A 15,054-nucleotide genomic window follows, 5' to 3' on the forward strand; every position below is an offset into this window, starting at 1 on the left:
GACGTTCAACGTCGGGCGGGAAAGGATCTTCCCCAAGCGGGTGCTTGTACATCGATCGATTTCGAGGGGAGACCCTAATGAATTACAACTGGGACTGGGGCGTGTTCTTCAAGTCCACCGGCGTGGGCAGCGAGACCTATCTCGACTGGTACATCTCCGGTTTGGGCTGGACCATTGCCATCGCCGTCGTGGCGTGGATTATCGCCTTGTTGCTGGGCTCCGTTCTGGGGGTCATGCGCACTGTGCCAAACCGCATCGTATCGGGCATCGCGACCTGCTACGTGGAACTGTTTCGTAACGTGCCGCTGCTGGTTCAGCTGTTTATCTGGTACTTCCTGATACCCGATATGCTGCCGCAAAACCTGCAGGACTGGTACAAACAAGACCTCAACCCGACCACCTCGGCTTACCTGAGCGTTGTCGTGTGCCTGGGCCTGTTCACCGCCGCCCGTGTGTGCGAACAGGTGCGTACCGGCATCCAGGCGCTGCCACGTGGCCAGGAAGCCGCCGCGCGTGCCATGGGCTTCAAGCTGCCGCAGATCTACTGGAACGTGCTGCTGCCACAGGCCTACCGCATCATCATTCCGCCGCTTACCTCGGAATTCCTCAACGTGTTCAAGAACTCCTCCGTGGCGTCCTTGATCGGCCTGATGGAATTGCTGGCGCAAACCAAACAGACCGCCGAGTTCTCGGCCAACCTGTTTGAGGCCTTCACCCTGGCCACGCTGATCTACTTCACCTTGAACATGAGCCTGATGTTGCTGATGCGCCTGGTTGAGAAGAAAGTCGCCGTGCCCGGCCTGATCTCCGTGGGGGGTAAATAATGGACTTTGATTTCAGCGGCATCATCCCCGCTATCCCTGGCCTGTGGAACGGCATGATCATGACCTTGCAGTTGATGGTCATGGGCGTAGTCGGCGGCATCGCATTGGGCACGGTCCTCGCGCTGATGCGCCTGTCGTCCAACAAACTGGCGTCGCGTCTGGCCGGCGCCTATGTGAACTACTTCCGCTCGATCCCGCTGCTGTTGGTCATTACCTGGTTCTACCTGGCAGTGCCGTTCGTGCTGCGCTGGATCACCGGCGAAGACACCCCGATCGGTGCGTTCACCTCCTGCGTCGTGGCCTTCATGATGTTCGAAGCCGCGTACTTCTGTGAAATCGTACGGGCCGGCGTGCAGTCGATTCCCAAGGGCCAGATGGGCGCAGCACAGGCGATGGGCATGACCTACGGCCAGACCATGCGTCTGATCATCCTGCCCCAGGCGTTCCGCAAGATGACGCCGTTGCTGCTGCAACAGTCGATCATCCTGTTCCAGGACACCTCGCTGGTTTACACCGTGGGCCTGGTGGACTTCCTCAACTCCGCCCGCTCCAACGGCGACATCATCGGCCGCTCCAATGAGTTCCTGATCTTCGCCGGTGTCGTCTACTTCATCATCAGCTTTTCCGCCTCGCTGCTGGTCAAGCGTCTGCAAAAAAGGTTTGCCGTATGATCTCTATCAAGAACATCAACAAGTGGTATGGCGACTTCCAGGTGCTGACCGATTGCAGCACCGAGGTTAAAAAAGGCGAAGTGATCGTGGTGTGCGGGCCATCGGGCTCGGGCAAATCCACCCTGATCAAGTGCGTCAACGCACTGGAACCGTTCCAGAAAGGCGACATCGTGGTCGACGGCACCTCTATCGCCGACCCGAAGACCAACCTGCCGAAACTGCGCTCACGCGTCGGCATGGTGTTCCAGCACTTCGAACTGTTCCCGCACCTGACCATCACCGAAAACCTGACCATCGCGCAGATCAAGGTGCTCGGCCGCAGCAAGGAAGAAGCCACCAAGAAAGGCCTGCAACTGCTTGAGCGCGTCGGCCTGTCGGCACACGCCCACAAGCACCCGGGCCAACTGTCCGGCGGCCAGCAACAGCGCGTTGCGATTGCCCGCGCACTGGCCATGGACCCGATCGTCATGCTGTTTGACGAACCGACCTCCGCCCTCGACCCGGAAATGGTCAACGAAGTGCTCGACGTGATGGTGCAACTGGCTCACGAAGGCATGACCATGATGTGCGTGACCCACGAAATGGGCTTCGCCCGCAAGGTGGCCGACCGCGTGATCTTCATGGACGCCGGCAAGATCATCGAAGACTGCCCGAAAGAGGAATTCTTCGGCGACATCAGCGCCCGCTCCGAACGTGCGCAGCACTTCCTTGAGAAAATCCTGCAGCACTAAGCCCTACATAGCTCCCACTGCTGAAACAAGGCCCATGTGGGAGCGGGCTTGCTCGCGAATGCGGTGGATCAGTCGATACATTCAGCGACTGACACACCGCATTCGCGAGCAAGCCCGCTCCCACACTGGACCGAGCAGACCGGCAAGCTCTGGTTGACCCAAGGCATCTGTGATGAAATGCGACCCCAACCAATTTCGCGCCGCACCGCCATCACTTGCCGTGAAACCACGCCTGATCCGCCAACTGTTCCTGCCGCCGTTGATCATCGCCCTGATGATCGGCCTGGGTTATATCGGCTTCTGGGTCAGTGAGTACTATGGCATCCGCACCCTTAGCGACAACGGCGAACGCCAGTTGGAGCTGCACGCCCGCACCGTCGAAAGCGAGCTGAGCAAATACACCTATCTGCCCAGCCTTCTGGAATTGGAGTCCAGCGTCTCCAAGCTGCTGGCCGACCCGAACCAGGAAACCCGCAAAACCGTCAACGATTACCTCGAAGGCCTGAACCGACGCAGTCGCAGTCGGGCCATCTACGTGATGGACACCACCGGCCGCGTATTGGCCACCAGTAACTGGCGCGATGCCGACAGCTACCAAGGTGAAGACCTGTCCTTCCGTGCCTATTTCCAGAATGCCGTTCGCGGCCAGCCCGGCCGTTTCTATGGCATTGGCAGCACGAACGGCGAACCCGGCTACTACCTGGCCCATGGCCTGGAAGAGCACGGCAAGATCATCGGCGTCGCGGTGGTCAAAGTGCGCCTCGAAGCCCTGGAGGAACGCTGGCAGCGCGCGCGCCTCGAAGCGTTTGTGAGCGACGAGAACGGCATCATCATCCTGTCCAGCGACCCGGCCCGCCGCCTCAAGGCCGTGCGACCGCTGAGCGATGACACCAAAGAACGCCTGGCCCACAGCCTGCAATATTACTGGGCGACACTGAACGAGCTGGAGCCCCTGGCCCGCGAGCGCCTTAACGAAGGCACCGAGAAGCTGACCTTCCCCGCCAACAGCGAAGTGGTCAACGACGAGCACGAAGTCAGCTACCTGGCCCAGACCCGTCCGCTGAGTGATACACCGTGGAATTTCACCCTGCTGACCCCGCTCAACGACCTGCGGCGGGCCGCGATCAACCAGGGCATTCTGGTGGCCGTCGCGTTTGGCCTGGTCGCGTTCTTGCTGATTGCCTGGAACGAGCGCCGCAAGGTTATCGCCACCCGCCTCGCCGCGCGGGAGGCCTTGCAGGAAGCCAACAGCCAGCTGGAACGTCGGATCGCCGAACGCACTGCCGACCTGCGCGCCAGCAACGAACGGCTCAAGGGCCAGATTCGCGAACGACGCCAGGCCGAGGAAACCCTGCGCCACGCCCAGGATGAACTGGTGCAGGCCGGTAAACTCGCGGCCATCGGCCAGATGTCGACCAGCATTGCCCATGAGTTGAACCAGCCCCTGGCGGCGCTGCGCACGCTGTCGGGCAACACCGTGCGGTTCCTCGAGCGTGGCGCTCTGGATACCGCCAGCGCCAACCTCAAGACCATCAACGAACTGATCGACCGCATGGGCCGCATCACCGCCAGCCTGCGCTCCTTTGCCCGGCGCGGTGATGACCAGGGCGAGGCCAACCTCGGCAAAGCGGTGGACGCCGCGTTCCAGGTGCTGGGCGCCCGCCTGGATGGCCTGCCGTTGACCCTGCACCGCGATTTCAGCAACGCCCAACTGCAGATCGACCAGACGCGCCTGGAACAAATCCTGGTCAACCTGATCGGTAATGCCCTCGATGCGATGCAAGCGCAGCCAACGCCCGAACTGTGGCTGGACGGCCACAGCGCCGACGGCAAGTACCGCTTGCATGTGCGCGACAATGGCCATGGCATCGACCCCGAAACACGTAAACACTTATTCGAACCGTTCTTCACCACCAAACCCGGCGAACAAGGCCTGGGGCTGGGCCTGACGCTTTCCGCCAGCCTCGCGGCGGCCACTGGCGGCACCCTTGCCGTGGAACACCCGGCCACTGGTGGTACGGCCTTTGTCCTGTGCCTGCCGCTGGCAGGCACCCAAAAAGCTGAGTCGACATGAATACAGACGCTACCGCCTCTAAAGACGACCTCACCGTTCTGATCGTCGAAGACGACCCCCATGTGCTGCTCGGCTGCCAGCAAGCCCTGGCGCTGGAGGACATTCCCAGTGTGGGCGTAGGCAGTGCCGAAGAAGCCCTCAAGCGCATCGGCGAAAACTTTGCCGGTATCGTCATCAGCGATATTCGCCTGCCGGGCATCGACGGCCTGGAGCTGTTGACCCGGCTCAAGGCTCTGGACAAAAGCCTGCCGGTGGTACTGATCACCGGCCACGGCGATATCTCGATGGCCGTCGGCGCCATGCGCAATGGCGCCTACGACTTCATGGAGAAACCCTTCTCGCCCGAGCGCCTGGTCGACGTGGCCCGCCGCGCCCTGGAACAACGCGGGCTGGCGCGCGAGGTGTGGTCGCTGCGCCGCCAACTGGCTGAGCGCGACTCCCTGGAAGGTCGCATCATCGGTCGCTCCCCGGCCATGCAGACCCTGCGCGAGCTGATCGCCAACGTCGCCGACACCTCCGCCAACGTGCTGATCGAAGGCGAGACCGGCACCGGCAAGGAATTGGTCGCACGCTGCCTGCATGATTTCAGCCGGCGCCATTCCCACCAGTTCGTCGCCTTGAACTGCGGCGGCCTGCCGGAAAACCTGTTCGAAAGCGAGATTTTCGGCCACGAAGCCAATGCCTTTACCGGCGCCGGCAAACGGCGCATCGGCAAGATCGAGCACGCCCACGAAGGCACGTTGTTCCTCGATGAAGTGGAAAGCATGCCGATCAACCTGCAGATCAAATTGCTGCGGGTGTTGCAGGAACGCACCCTGGAACGCCTGGGTTCGAACCAAAGCGTGGCGGTGGATTGTCGGGTGATCGCCGCAACCAAGTCCGACCTCGACGAGCTGAGTCGGGCCAGTCAGTTCCGCAGTGACCTTTACTATCGCCTCAACGTAGTGACCCTGGAGCTGCCGCCGCTGCGCGAACGCCGGGAAGACATCCTGCAATTGTTCGAACACTTCCTGCAGCAGTCGTCGCTGCGCTTTGATCGCAGCGTGCCGGAGCTGGATAACCAGACCGTGTCGAGCCTGATGAGCCACGACTGGCCAGGCAACGTGCGTGAACTGCGCAACGTCGCCGAACGCTTCGCCTTGGGCTTGCCTGCCTTCAAGAAAAGCGGCAACGGCAACAGCAACCATGGCCTGGCCTTTACCGAGGCGGTCGAAGCCTTCGAACGCAACTTGCTCAACGACGCCTTGCAACGCAGCGGCGGCAACCTGACCCAGGCCAGCCAGGAACTGGGGATGGCCAAGACCACCCTGTTCGACAAGGTCAAGAAGTATGGCTTGAGCCACTAAGGAGCACGGTGTGGATCTGTTTTTGAAAGCCGCCCTGGGCGCGGCGGTGGTGTTGATCCTGGCAGCGCTGGCCAAGACCAAAAACTATTACATCGCGGGGCTGGTGCCGCTGTTTCCAACCTTTGCGTTGATTGCACATTACATCGTCGGCAAAGGTCGTTCGGTGGACGACTTGAAGACCACGATCCTGTTCGGGATGTGGTCGATCATTCCGTATTTTGTGTATTTGGCGACGTTGTATGTGATGGTCGACCGAATGCGCCTGGAGGCCTCACTCGCCGTGGCGGCGGTGGCGTGGTTGATGGCGGCGACGGTGTTGGTGACGGTGTGGGTACGCCTCCACACCTGACCCAACTGGTTAAACATGTGGGAGCCGGCTTGCCTGCGATGGCGGTATGTCTGCACCCGATCTGATGACTGATACACCGTAATCGCAGGCAAGCCAGCTCCCACATTTAGAGCAATGATGTGTGCCTGGGAGATCAGCGCACAATCTTGTCGACATGAATCCCCAGCTTCTTCAACCGATACCAGAAGCTCCTCTCGGAAATCCCGATCTTTGAGGCCGCCGCTGCCTGCACGCCGTTGCTTTCATTCAACGCCGCCAGAATATAGGCCTTCTCCACTTCCGCCAGCGCCGCATCCAGATCCTGCGGCACACCCGGTCCGTCGCTGAGCATCGCCGTCACGCCACCCTCGGCAGGCTTGGAGGCAAACAGGTAAGCCGGCAGGTCGATGTCTTCGATTACCGGCTTGGCTGCCACGATGGTCGCCCGCTCCACACAGTTTTGCAGCTCGCGAATATTGCCCGGCCAGTTGTAAGCGGCCATGGCCTGCAACGCCTCTGGGCTGAAGCCAGTGATGCGTTTACCGGCGGTCGCGCTGAGGGTCTGGGCGAAGTGCCGGGCCAGGGGCACGATATCTTCGGCGCGTTCGCGCAGGGCCGGCAGTGGGATCGGGAACACGTTGAGGCGGTAATACAGGTCCTCACGAAACTCTTTATTGGCCACCGCATCCAGCAAATTTTTGTTGGTGGCGGCGATCACCCGCACGTCCACCTTGCGCTCGCGCGGGTCGCCCACCGGCTCGATCACCCGTTCCTGCAAGGCGCGCAGAATCTTGGCCTGCAACGCCAGGGGCATATCGCCCACTTCGTCCAAAAACAGCGTGCCCTTGTCGGCCTGCATAAAACGCCCGACCCGATCCGCCACGGCGCCGGTAAAGGCGCCCTTGCGATGGCCGAACATTTCGCTTTCGAGCAGGCCTTCCGGAATGGCCGCGCAGTTGACCGCCACGAACGGTTTGTCGGCTCGGCTGCCGTGTTTGTGGATGGCACGGGCAACCATTTCCTTGCCGGTGCCGCTTTCGCCGGTCAGCAGGATGGTTGCGTTGCTGTCACGTACCGAGTCGATGGCATGCAGCACCTGGCGAAACGCCGGGCTGTCGCCCACCAGGCTGTCGAACTGCGCATGATGGTCAAGCTCGGCGCGCAGGCGCGCGTTATCGCGCATGATGTCGCGAAACTGCAGGGCCTTGGCCACGGTGATGTCCAGCTCGTCGATGTCGAACGGCTTGGCGATATAGTCATAGGCGCCATTGCGCATCGACTGCACCGCATTTTTCACCGTGCTGTAGGCGGTCATCACGATCACCGGCAAATCCGGGAAGCGCACCTTTATCTCCGCCAGCAGCGCCGGCCCGTCCATACCCGGCATGCGCCAGTCGCTGATCACCAGGTCAATGTCTTCCTGGTCCAGCACTTTGAGTGCGTGCAGGCCATTACTCGCGGTGAATACCTGAATGCCATTCTGACTCAAGGCCGACGATAGCAAATCACACAGCTTGGGCTCATCGTCGACTACCAATACGTTATGCGTCATGACCTTCCTCATCATCGCCGTCGTCTTCACCATGCGCCGGAATGTACAGGCTGAAGGTGGCGCCGGCATCTTTCTCACTGGCACATTCAATGCTGCCGTCGTGACTTTCCATGATCGAATAGACTTTGGCCAGGCCCAAGCCTGTGCCTGACGCCTTGGTGGTGACAAATGGCGTGAAGATACGCTCAATCATATCCGCCGGGATGCCCTGGCCGGTGTCAGCAATACTGATCACCGTGTTGCCGTCGACGCTGCGAATGCCCAGGGTCAGGCGCCCGCCTTCGGGCATTGCATCGATGGCGTTGAGAATCAGGTTGAGGCACGCCTGCTTGAGCTGCTTGGCATCAGCATAGAGGGTTGCACCGGGCGCCTGATCATCGATTTTCGCATCGATGTTATGGGTGGCGAGTTCCGGGCTGCAGAAGCCAAGGATTTCTTCCACCACCGGACGCGCCGCCTGCAACACACGCAGGGGCGGGTTGGGTTTGGCGAAGTCGAGAAACTCGGTGATCAGGTCGTTGATGCGGCTGACTTCGCTGATCACGTATTCCAGGTGGCGCTTGTCTGTTTCCGGCAGGTCGGCGCGACGGTGCAGCAGCTGGGTGGCGGTCTTTATAATACCCAACGGGTTGCGAATCTCATGGGCCAGGCCCATCGCGACTTCGCCCAGAGCATGCAGCCGGTCGCGGCGGCGTAACTGGGCTTCGAGGTGGTGCAGCTCGCCCAGGCGCTCGGTCATGTGGTTGAAGGTGCTGCTCAACTGCGCCAGCTCATCGCCGCCGCTGACCAATACGCGATGCTCATAATGGCCCGAGATCACCGCATCCACGCCTTGGGACAAGTCCCGCAGAGGCTTGGTCAGGCGCCGTGACACCAACACGCCGGCGCCCAGGGACAACGCCGAACTCAGCAGGAATATCAGCACGAACAAGTTGCTCTGATTCACCAGCCCGACCAGGCTGGTATGACGCAGCAGGCCGCTGAAGATTACGCCTTGCAAGTCGCCGGCGTCGTTGAAGATGGGCCAGTACAGACCGCTGTAATTATTGGTGAACTGCTCACTCGGCTGTTTGGTGCTGCGCATGGCCGTTTCGACATTCTTCGGGATGCGCGAAGGATGATTTTCGAAACGCTGGGTCGAGAATATCTCGGAAAACCCCGAGGGGTTGGCCAGGTACAGGCGCAGGTCGAGGGAATGCACATCGGCCACGCTGGTGAGGAAGCTGCTGTCCAGGTAAGTCGCCACCAACAGCACGTAGTCGACGCCCTCTTGGGTGGTTTCGAACGTCGATACCACCAGGCCCGTAGTCACGCCGGCCACCTGGATGGTTTGCAGCACCGCGTTGCTGGTCAGGTTGATCTGCTTGACGACATCATCAGGGGCCGTGCTGAACACAATCTTGTGGTCACTGACGCGAATCAGCGAGACCACGTCTATATCGGTGGCCTCGGCGATATCGGCGGTGAGCCGGTCATGCTTGGCGGCTTGCCTGTTCGAGGGCGGAGCGGTGTAGCGCAGGAACAGTTTGGCCATGCGTGCGTTGTCATGAAGGATGTCGCCGATTTCATCCTTGACGATCTTGGTCGACTCTTGCAGCCAGATACGCACGTTGCTGTCGAAAATCTGCGACAGCGTGGTCGCCGCCAATTCGGCAGCGATCATGGTCGGAATGACGCTGACCAGCCAGAACGCCAGCACCAGCTTGCGCTGGACGCTCCAGCGCGAAATGGCAAAGGGGCGGGCTTTTTGGCGGGTCTTGGTGATCATCAGGTTTCGCTTATCGCAGCAGCCATGGCAGGGTCGGATCGATCCGGTCTTATATACATTTTTACGAGTTTGAGCAGGCCATTGACCAGCCGGTTACGGTGGCGGAAGAACATGCTGTTGCCCCGGAACTCGCAACCCAGGCGCAGCTTACTGGCGTACCCCTCCTGACCGCACTCGTAAACGGGAATACTGTGCTGGATACAATAGTCAACATTGGTCAGCCAACTTCTGAAATACAAGCTGTACTCACGACTGAACTCACGGTCATGCCCGAAAAACTTGTCGATCAAACGGTGCTGGTCCAACAGGATCAGGTTGAACGCCACCAGTCGCTCGTCCACCCAATAAAGAGCACAGACCGCACGCCCTTCCAACCGTTCAAGGATGCCGGTGAAGTAACTCGCCGGCAGGCGCTCGAACTGCAAGTCCGCGCGACTGAGCGTGTCTTCGTACAGGCGCATCACCTCAGGTAGCACATCATCAATGTTGTGCCGCCACTCTACCCGAGGGCCCGGCGCACGCAGCTTGCGGCGCAAGTCCTTGCGGGTCGCCTTGCACAGCGAGCCCAGGTAGGCGTCCACTGAGCCGTAAGGCACCGTCAACAACCCGCTGGGCAAACTCGGCATGCTCTGAAAACCTGCAAGGCGGCAACTGTCCGCCCAGTACGGGTCGTTGGTCGGCACGTCCTTGACCGCCACCAGGCCAATTCCGAACGCGTTGGCGTCCTGGCGCGCAGCCATCAGCAAGTGCTTGATTAGTAACGGGTGCTGCGCCTCGTCAACATGGCTGGCAATGCCCGCGTCACAACGCTCGGCCACCGGGGAGCCGATGGCATACAACTCCAGGCGTAAAACACCCGGCCACAGTCGCTCCAGGCGCTCGGTAAAGCGCTTGCCTGCACCCGACACCGTGGTGTCGAGGCGATAATAAGTGATGAACGCGGCGGCAACCGCCACCAGCGTTTCATCGTCGTAAACAGCCAGGTAACGCCACTTGAAATCATCGATAGCGGCGTTTTCCACAGCGACGTAAAAGTCCCAATCCTCCAGGGCTCCGGGAAAACAGTCGTTCCAGGCACTGCGCTGGATGGCCCGGATAGTCGAGAAGGCTTGGGCGGTGATCACGTCTTGTCCTTAAGCTTATGCACGCTGTCGGTAGTCTTCGGACACCTGGGTAGTAGCGGCGTGTTGCTCGACAAACTCGGCGCTCAACTCGATCACTCGGCGGTATTGCAGGTCGACGGTAATCATGTGGTAGCAGTTGTCCAGCAGGATCTTGGTGACGGGCCCGCCTAGGTGGCGCTCCACGTAATCAGCGTTCCAGCGGCTGGTGATGTCGTCCTCGATGGAGTGCAACACCAGTGCCGGCACCTTGACCTCAGGCATGCGTTTCTTGACCACAGCATTCATCCGGTGCAACTCGCGCACCGTGATGCCTTCCATGGTCAGCAAACCGGCCTCGCTGCTTTCCCCTTCCTTCATCTGGCGCTCGACAATTGCCCGCAGGCGCTCGTTCTTGATGCCATAAGGTGGCTTCTCTTCGAAGCGGCAGATGTGCACGCCGAATGGAATCTTCATCAGCAACGGCGTCAGGAACGCCAGTTTGTTAATACTCCAGCCGTCGTACTTCAAGGTCGTGGAATACATCAACAGCCCGGCCACTTGCCCCGGGTGCTCGGCAGCCACGTACATCGACATCACCGCGCCCATGGACAAGCCACCGACAAACACCTGCTCGTGGCGCTGCTTGACCTGTGCAAAGGTCTTGCGCACGCCTTCGTACCAGTCCAGCCAGCCGGTGGCCTGCAGGTCACTGTTATCGCCGCAGTGCCCGGCCAGGGTGGGCACGTACACCGTGCAGTTACCCGCCTTGGCCAACCCTTTGGCGACTTGACGCAATTCCGTCGGGGTGCCGGTCAGGCCGTGGATCAACAGGATCCCGACCGGACCTTCACCGAGAACGAAGCCGGCATCACCTTCACCGAGATCGATCCCGGAGACATTCACCGTTTGGTCGCCCGAACCAGCAGTTGCTCAAGCAGCTTCAGGCCCAGGTCGATTTCCGGGTAGCTGATTTCCAGGGACGGTGCCAGGGTAATCACGTTTTTGTAGTAGCCGCCCACGTCGAGGATCAAGCCGAGTTTCTGGCCATCCACAACCATGTCGCCCTTCATGCCTTCTTCGACCATGTAGTCCAGGGTCGCCTTGTCCGGCGTGAAACCATCCGGGCCGCAGATTTCGCAGCGCAGGGCCAGGCCCAGGCCGTCGACGTCGCCGATGATCGGGAAACGTTTCTGCAGGTCTTGCAGGCCTTCCAGGAAGTATTTGCCCTTGGCCATGACCATCGCGCCGTAATCGACTTCGCTGGTCATCTTGAACATTTCCAGGCCTACCGCCGTACCCAGTGGGTTGGAGGCGAAGGTGGAGTGGGTCGAACCTGGTGGGAAGATCTTCGGGTTGATCAACTCTTCACGCGCCCAAATGCCGCCCAGCGGGTTCAGGCCGTTGGTCAGCGCCTTACCGAAGACGATCACGTCCGGCTGCACGTCGAAGTGCTCGATCGACCACAGCTTGCCGGTACGGTAGAAGCCCATCTGGATTTCGTCGGACACCATCAGGATGCCGTGCTGATCCAGCACGTGCTTGAGTTCGCGGTAGAAGTTCATCGGCGGAATCACGTAGCCGCCGGTGCCCTGGATCGGCTCGACGTAGAAGGCTGCGTATTCGCACTGGTTGGTTTTCGGGTCCCAGACGCCGTTGTATTCAGTCTCGAACAGACGGGCGAACTGCTGCACGCAATGGCTGCCGTATTCTTCTTTCGTCATGCCTTTCGGGCCACGGAAGTGGTACGGGAACGGAATGAAGTTGGCACGTTCGCCAAAGTGGCCGTAACGGCGACGGTAGCGGAAGCTGGAGGTAATCGACGAGGCACCGAGGGTACGGCCGTGGTAACCGCCTTCAAAGGCGAACATCAGGCTCTTGCCGTTGGACGCGTTACGCACCACTTTCAACGAGTCTTCGATGGATTGCGAACCACCGACGTTGAAGTGCACACGACCGTCGAGGCCGAATTTCTTCTTGGCATCGACCGCGATCATTTCCGACAGCTCGATCTTGCCTTTGTGCAGGTACTGGCTGGCGATTTGCGGCAGGGTGTCGATCTGCTGCTTCAACGCGTTGTTCAGGCGTGGGTTGGCGTAGCCGAAGTTAACGGCCGAATACCACATTTGCAGGTCGAGGTAAGCCTGGTCTTCGGTGTCCCACACGTAGGAGCCTTCGCAACGGCTGAAAATACGCGGTGGCTCGATGTAGTGAACAGTGTCGCCGTAGGAGCAGTACTTGGCTTCTTTATCCAGAAGAATCTGGTCTTCGGCGGTGGCGATACGGATATCAGACATGGTGGAAGAGTTCCTGATTGTCAGCAGCAGTAAAGGTGGTGGCGTTGGCCGCGATGCCCTGAGGCAGCTTGGCCAGCAATGCGGGCAGTTCGGCGAAGGTGTCGAAGCGCGCATGGGGAATGTTGTTGGCTTCGCAATATTTGGCGAGGCTGCCTTTGGCGAAGACGAAGTCGGCGGTAGAGGCCACGCACATGTCGGACTTGCCATCGCCAATCACCAGCACGCGCTTGTTGCGCGGGGTGGATTTGCACTTGCAGTTGCCGGACGCAGCACGGCAGGCGTCGCTGGAGTACGGGAAGTCGATGCGCCAGCTGTTCTGGTCGACCTGGCGCAGACGGTTGGCGAGGATCGGCAGCAAGGTCACGTAGTTACGCGACAGAATGCGCGCGATGCCTTGTTCGATGCCGTCGCTGACCACTTCGATGGTCGCGCCCAGACCCATGACGTGATCGACGAAATCCGGGAAGTCCGGGTCGATCTCGACGCTGTCGAAATACGCTAACAGTTCAGCCGGTGTGGCCTTGATCAACGCCAATTGGCGGCTCAGGCATTCGCGGGAACCGATGTGCCCATCCAGCCATTCCTGTTCGATGGTTTCCCACTCAGGGCCGGCAAAGCGCTGGAGGACGTTGTCGATGACGTCGGTAGGGGTGATGGTCCCGTCGAAGTCGCACACGATATGCCACTGGATCATTGCCTGTCCTTGAAGTTGGAGGGCTTGAAGAGAGCGCTCTATGCGCTTGCAACAGGGCTATAGCAGGGACTGTGCCAACTGATTAAAGCCCAGCAGGGCTGGGGTTTTGGTTGAGGTCTATGGTTATATGTGTCGAGCAAGCTACAATTTTTGTAGCTTGCTACAAACAAGATGAGTGCTTGCGCCAGGGATGCCCTTCGCGCGTGAATGCGCGCAAGTTCAGATAAGGAAACGCTCCATGTACAAGGTTACTTCTGCTGTATTCGCCGGTTTGCTCGGGCTGTGGAGTGTGTCCAGCACGGTATTGGCGGACGGCATTACCGGTGAAGTCGGTGCAGGTATCAGTTATCAACCCCACGACCCCACCGGCAGCCGCTACGAAACCCAGGCGATTCCCTATTTCGACCTGGACTGGGGCAGTGTCAGCCTCGGCACCGACGACGGCTTGACCTGGAGCGCGCTCAATACCAACGGCATCACCGCCGGCCCCTACATCAATTACTTGCCTGGCCGTACGGCCAACGGCTCACTGCGCGGCTTGCGCGATGTGTCGGATATGGCTGAAGTCGGTGGCTTCATCCAATACGCCCCGGCCGAGTTCTGGCGCGTGTACGCGCAAGTGGGCCAGGCCGTAGGCGGCGGGCGTGATCAAAGTGGTGTGTTGGGCAAGGTCGGTGGCGAGCTGGGTTACCCGCTGGGTGGCGGCATCATCGGCAGCACGGGCCTGATGGCGCACTTTGCCGATGCCCGCCAGACCCAGACCTTTTTCGGCGTAAGTGACAAGGAGTCCGCGGCCTCAGGCATTCGTGCCTATAACGCCAGCGCCGGTTTCCAGAACCTGACGCTGACCCAGAGCTTCGAATTCCCCCTGGCCGCCCATTGGTCGCTGTTGACCAGCGCCAGCTGGACGCACCTGGTCGGCTCGGCCGCCAACAGCACCATCGTCAAGGAAACCGGCAACGTGAACCAGGGCCAGGTGCAGACCGCGATCAGCTACAAGTTTGACTGACGGGCGACAGGCTGCTCCCCAAGAGCCACATCACAATCAAGGCAGCCCGATCTCAGACGCCAAACTCAGTTTAAATGTGGGAGCCGGACTTGCCCGCTATAGTGGTGTACCCGCAGCAGATAAGCTGACTGACTCACCGCCATCGCAGGCAAGCCAGCTCCCACACTGATCTGTACCTGACCAGAACTCTGCGCCCGCCACCGTTCAAATGTGGGAGCCGGGCCTGCCCGCGATAGTGGTGTATCAGCAGCAGATAAGCTGACTGACCCACCGCCATCGCAGGCAAGCCAGCTCCCACACTGATCTGTGTCTGATCAGAATTCTGCGCCCGCCACCGTTCAAATGTGGGAGCCGGGCTTGCCCGCAATAGTGGTGTACCCGCAGCAGATAAGCTGACTGACACACAGCCATCGCAGGCAAGCCAGCTCCCACACTGATCTGTACCTGACCAGAATTCTGCGCCCGCCGCAGTTTCAAATGTGGGAGCCGGGCTTGCCCGCGATAGTGGTGTACCTGCAGCGGATAAGCTGACTGACACACCGCCATCGCAGGCAAGCCAGCTCCCACACTGATCTATGTCTGACCAGAATTCTGCGCCCGCCACCGTTCAAATGTGGGAGCCGGGCTTGCCCGCGATAGTGGTGTATCAGCAGCAGATAA

At 60.2% G+C, this 15,054-nt stretch carries 13 protein-coding genes; 7 read left to right on the forward strand and 6 right to left on the reverse strand.

Annotated elements, in window-relative coordinates:
- The first annotated feature begins 77 nt into the window (after window positions 1-77).
- From ACDZ94_RS18850 to ACDZ94_RS18875, 6 genes are all read left to right on the forward strand, one after another.
- Complete coding sequence (locus tag ACDZ94_RS18850; RefSeq protein WP_064450922.1) at window positions 78-824, forward strand: amino acid ABC transporter permease; 747 nt, start codon at window positions 78-80, stop codon at window positions 822-824.
- Window positions 824-1,495, forward strand: a complete 672-nt coding sequence (locus tag ACDZ94_RS18855; protein ID WP_064450921.1) for an amino acid ABC transporter permease — start codon at window positions 824-826, stop codon at window positions 1,493-1,495. Before ACDZ94_RS18850 ends, ACDZ94_RS18855 begins: the two co-directional genes overlap by 1 nt.
- Complete coding sequence (locus ACDZ94_RS18860; RefSeq protein WP_007916729.1) at window positions 1,492-2,226, forward strand: amino acid ABC transporter ATP-binding protein; 735 nt, start codon at window positions 1,492-1,494, stop codon at window positions 2,224-2,226. The genes ACDZ94_RS18855 and ACDZ94_RS18860 overlap by 4 nt, the downstream gene beginning before the upstream one ends.
- A gap of 172 nt (window positions 2,227-2,398) precedes the next feature.
- Entirely contained in the window at window positions 2,399-4,300 is a 1,902-nt protein-coding gene (locus tag ACDZ94_RS18865; protein ID WP_053254636.1) for a sensor histidine kinase, read from the forward strand.
- A gap of 65 nt (window positions 4,301-4,365) precedes the next feature.
- Window positions 4,366-5,646 carry a sigma-54-dependent transcriptional regulator gene (locus ACDZ94_RS18870; RefSeq protein WP_237140910.1) on the forward strand — a complete coding sequence of 427 codons (1,281 nt, stop codon included), beginning with the start codon at window positions 4,366-4,368 and terminating at the stop codon, window positions 5,644-5,646.
- A gap of 10 nt (window positions 5,647-5,656) precedes the next feature.
- Entirely contained in the window at window positions 5,657-5,995 is a 339-nt protein-coding gene (locus ACDZ94_RS18875) for a GlpM family protein (protein ID WP_221294044.1), read from the forward strand.
- Window positions 5,996-6,128: 133 nt separating this feature from the next.
- Here the strand turns inward: ACDZ94_RS18875 and ACDZ94_RS18880 are convergent, their stop codons facing one another.
- From ACDZ94_RS18880 to ACDZ94_RS18905, 6 genes are read right to left on the reverse strand one after another with little or no spacing between them, the layout of a single operon-like run.
- Window positions 6,129-7,526 (reverse strand): sigma-54-dependent transcriptional regulator, encoded by a 1,398-nt coding sequence (locus ACDZ94_RS18880; protein ID WP_064450918.1) that lies wholly within the window; start codon window positions 7,524-7,526, stop codon window positions 6,129-6,131.
- Window positions 7,516-9,294, reverse strand: coding sequence for a sensor histidine kinase (locus tag ACDZ94_RS18885; protein WP_064450917.1), 1,779 nt, complete (start codon window positions 9,292-9,294; stop codon window positions 7,516-7,518). Before ACDZ94_RS18885 ends, ACDZ94_RS18880 begins: the two co-directional genes overlap by 11 nt.
- The gene (locus ACDZ94_RS18890) at window positions 9,294-10,418 is read right to left on the reverse strand and encodes a GNAT family N-acetyltransferase (RefSeq protein ID WP_221294043.1); all 1,125 of its coding nucleotides are present in this window, start codon (window positions 10,416-10,418) and stop codon (window positions 9,294-9,296) included. The genes ACDZ94_RS18885 and ACDZ94_RS18890 overlap by 1 nt, the downstream gene beginning before the upstream one ends.
- Window positions 10,419-10,433: 15 nt before the next feature.
- Window positions 10,434-11,300, reverse strand: coding sequence for an alpha/beta hydrolase (locus ACDZ94_RS18895; RefSeq protein WP_064450915.1), 867 nt, complete (start codon window positions 11,298-11,300; stop codon window positions 10,434-10,436).
- Window positions 11,297-12,691, reverse strand: a complete 1,395-nt coding sequence (locus ACDZ94_RS18900; RefSeq protein ID WP_083359925.1) for an aspartate aminotransferase family protein — start codon at window positions 12,689-12,691, stop codon at window positions 11,297-11,299. Before ACDZ94_RS18900 ends, ACDZ94_RS18895 begins: the two co-directional genes overlap by 4 nt.
- On the reverse strand, window positions 12,684-13,385 hold the full coding sequence (locus ACDZ94_RS18905) for an MtnX-like HAD-IB family phosphatase (RefSeq protein ID WP_064450913.1): 702 nt from the start codon (window positions 13,383-13,385) through the stop codon (window positions 12,684-12,686). The genes ACDZ94_RS18900 and ACDZ94_RS18905 overlap by 8 nt, the downstream gene beginning before the upstream one ends.
- Window positions 13,386-13,623: 238 nt before the next feature.
- On the opposite strand from ACDZ94_RS18905, the gene ACDZ94_RS18910 reads away from it, so the two are divergent.
- The gene (locus ACDZ94_RS18910; RefSeq protein WP_064450912.1) at window positions 13,624-14,394 is read left to right on the forward strand and encodes a MipA/OmpV family protein; all 771 of its coding nucleotides are present in this window, start codon (window positions 13,624-13,626) and stop codon (window positions 14,392-14,394) included.
- Window positions 14,395-15,054 lie beyond the last annotated feature (660 nt).

Origin of the sequence: Pseudomonas sp. UBT (genome assembly GCF_050915955.1) — a bacterium.
Lineage (GTDB): Bacteria > Pseudomonadota > Gammaproteobacteria > Pseudomonadales > Pseudomonadaceae > Aquipseudomonas > Aquipseudomonas antarctica_A.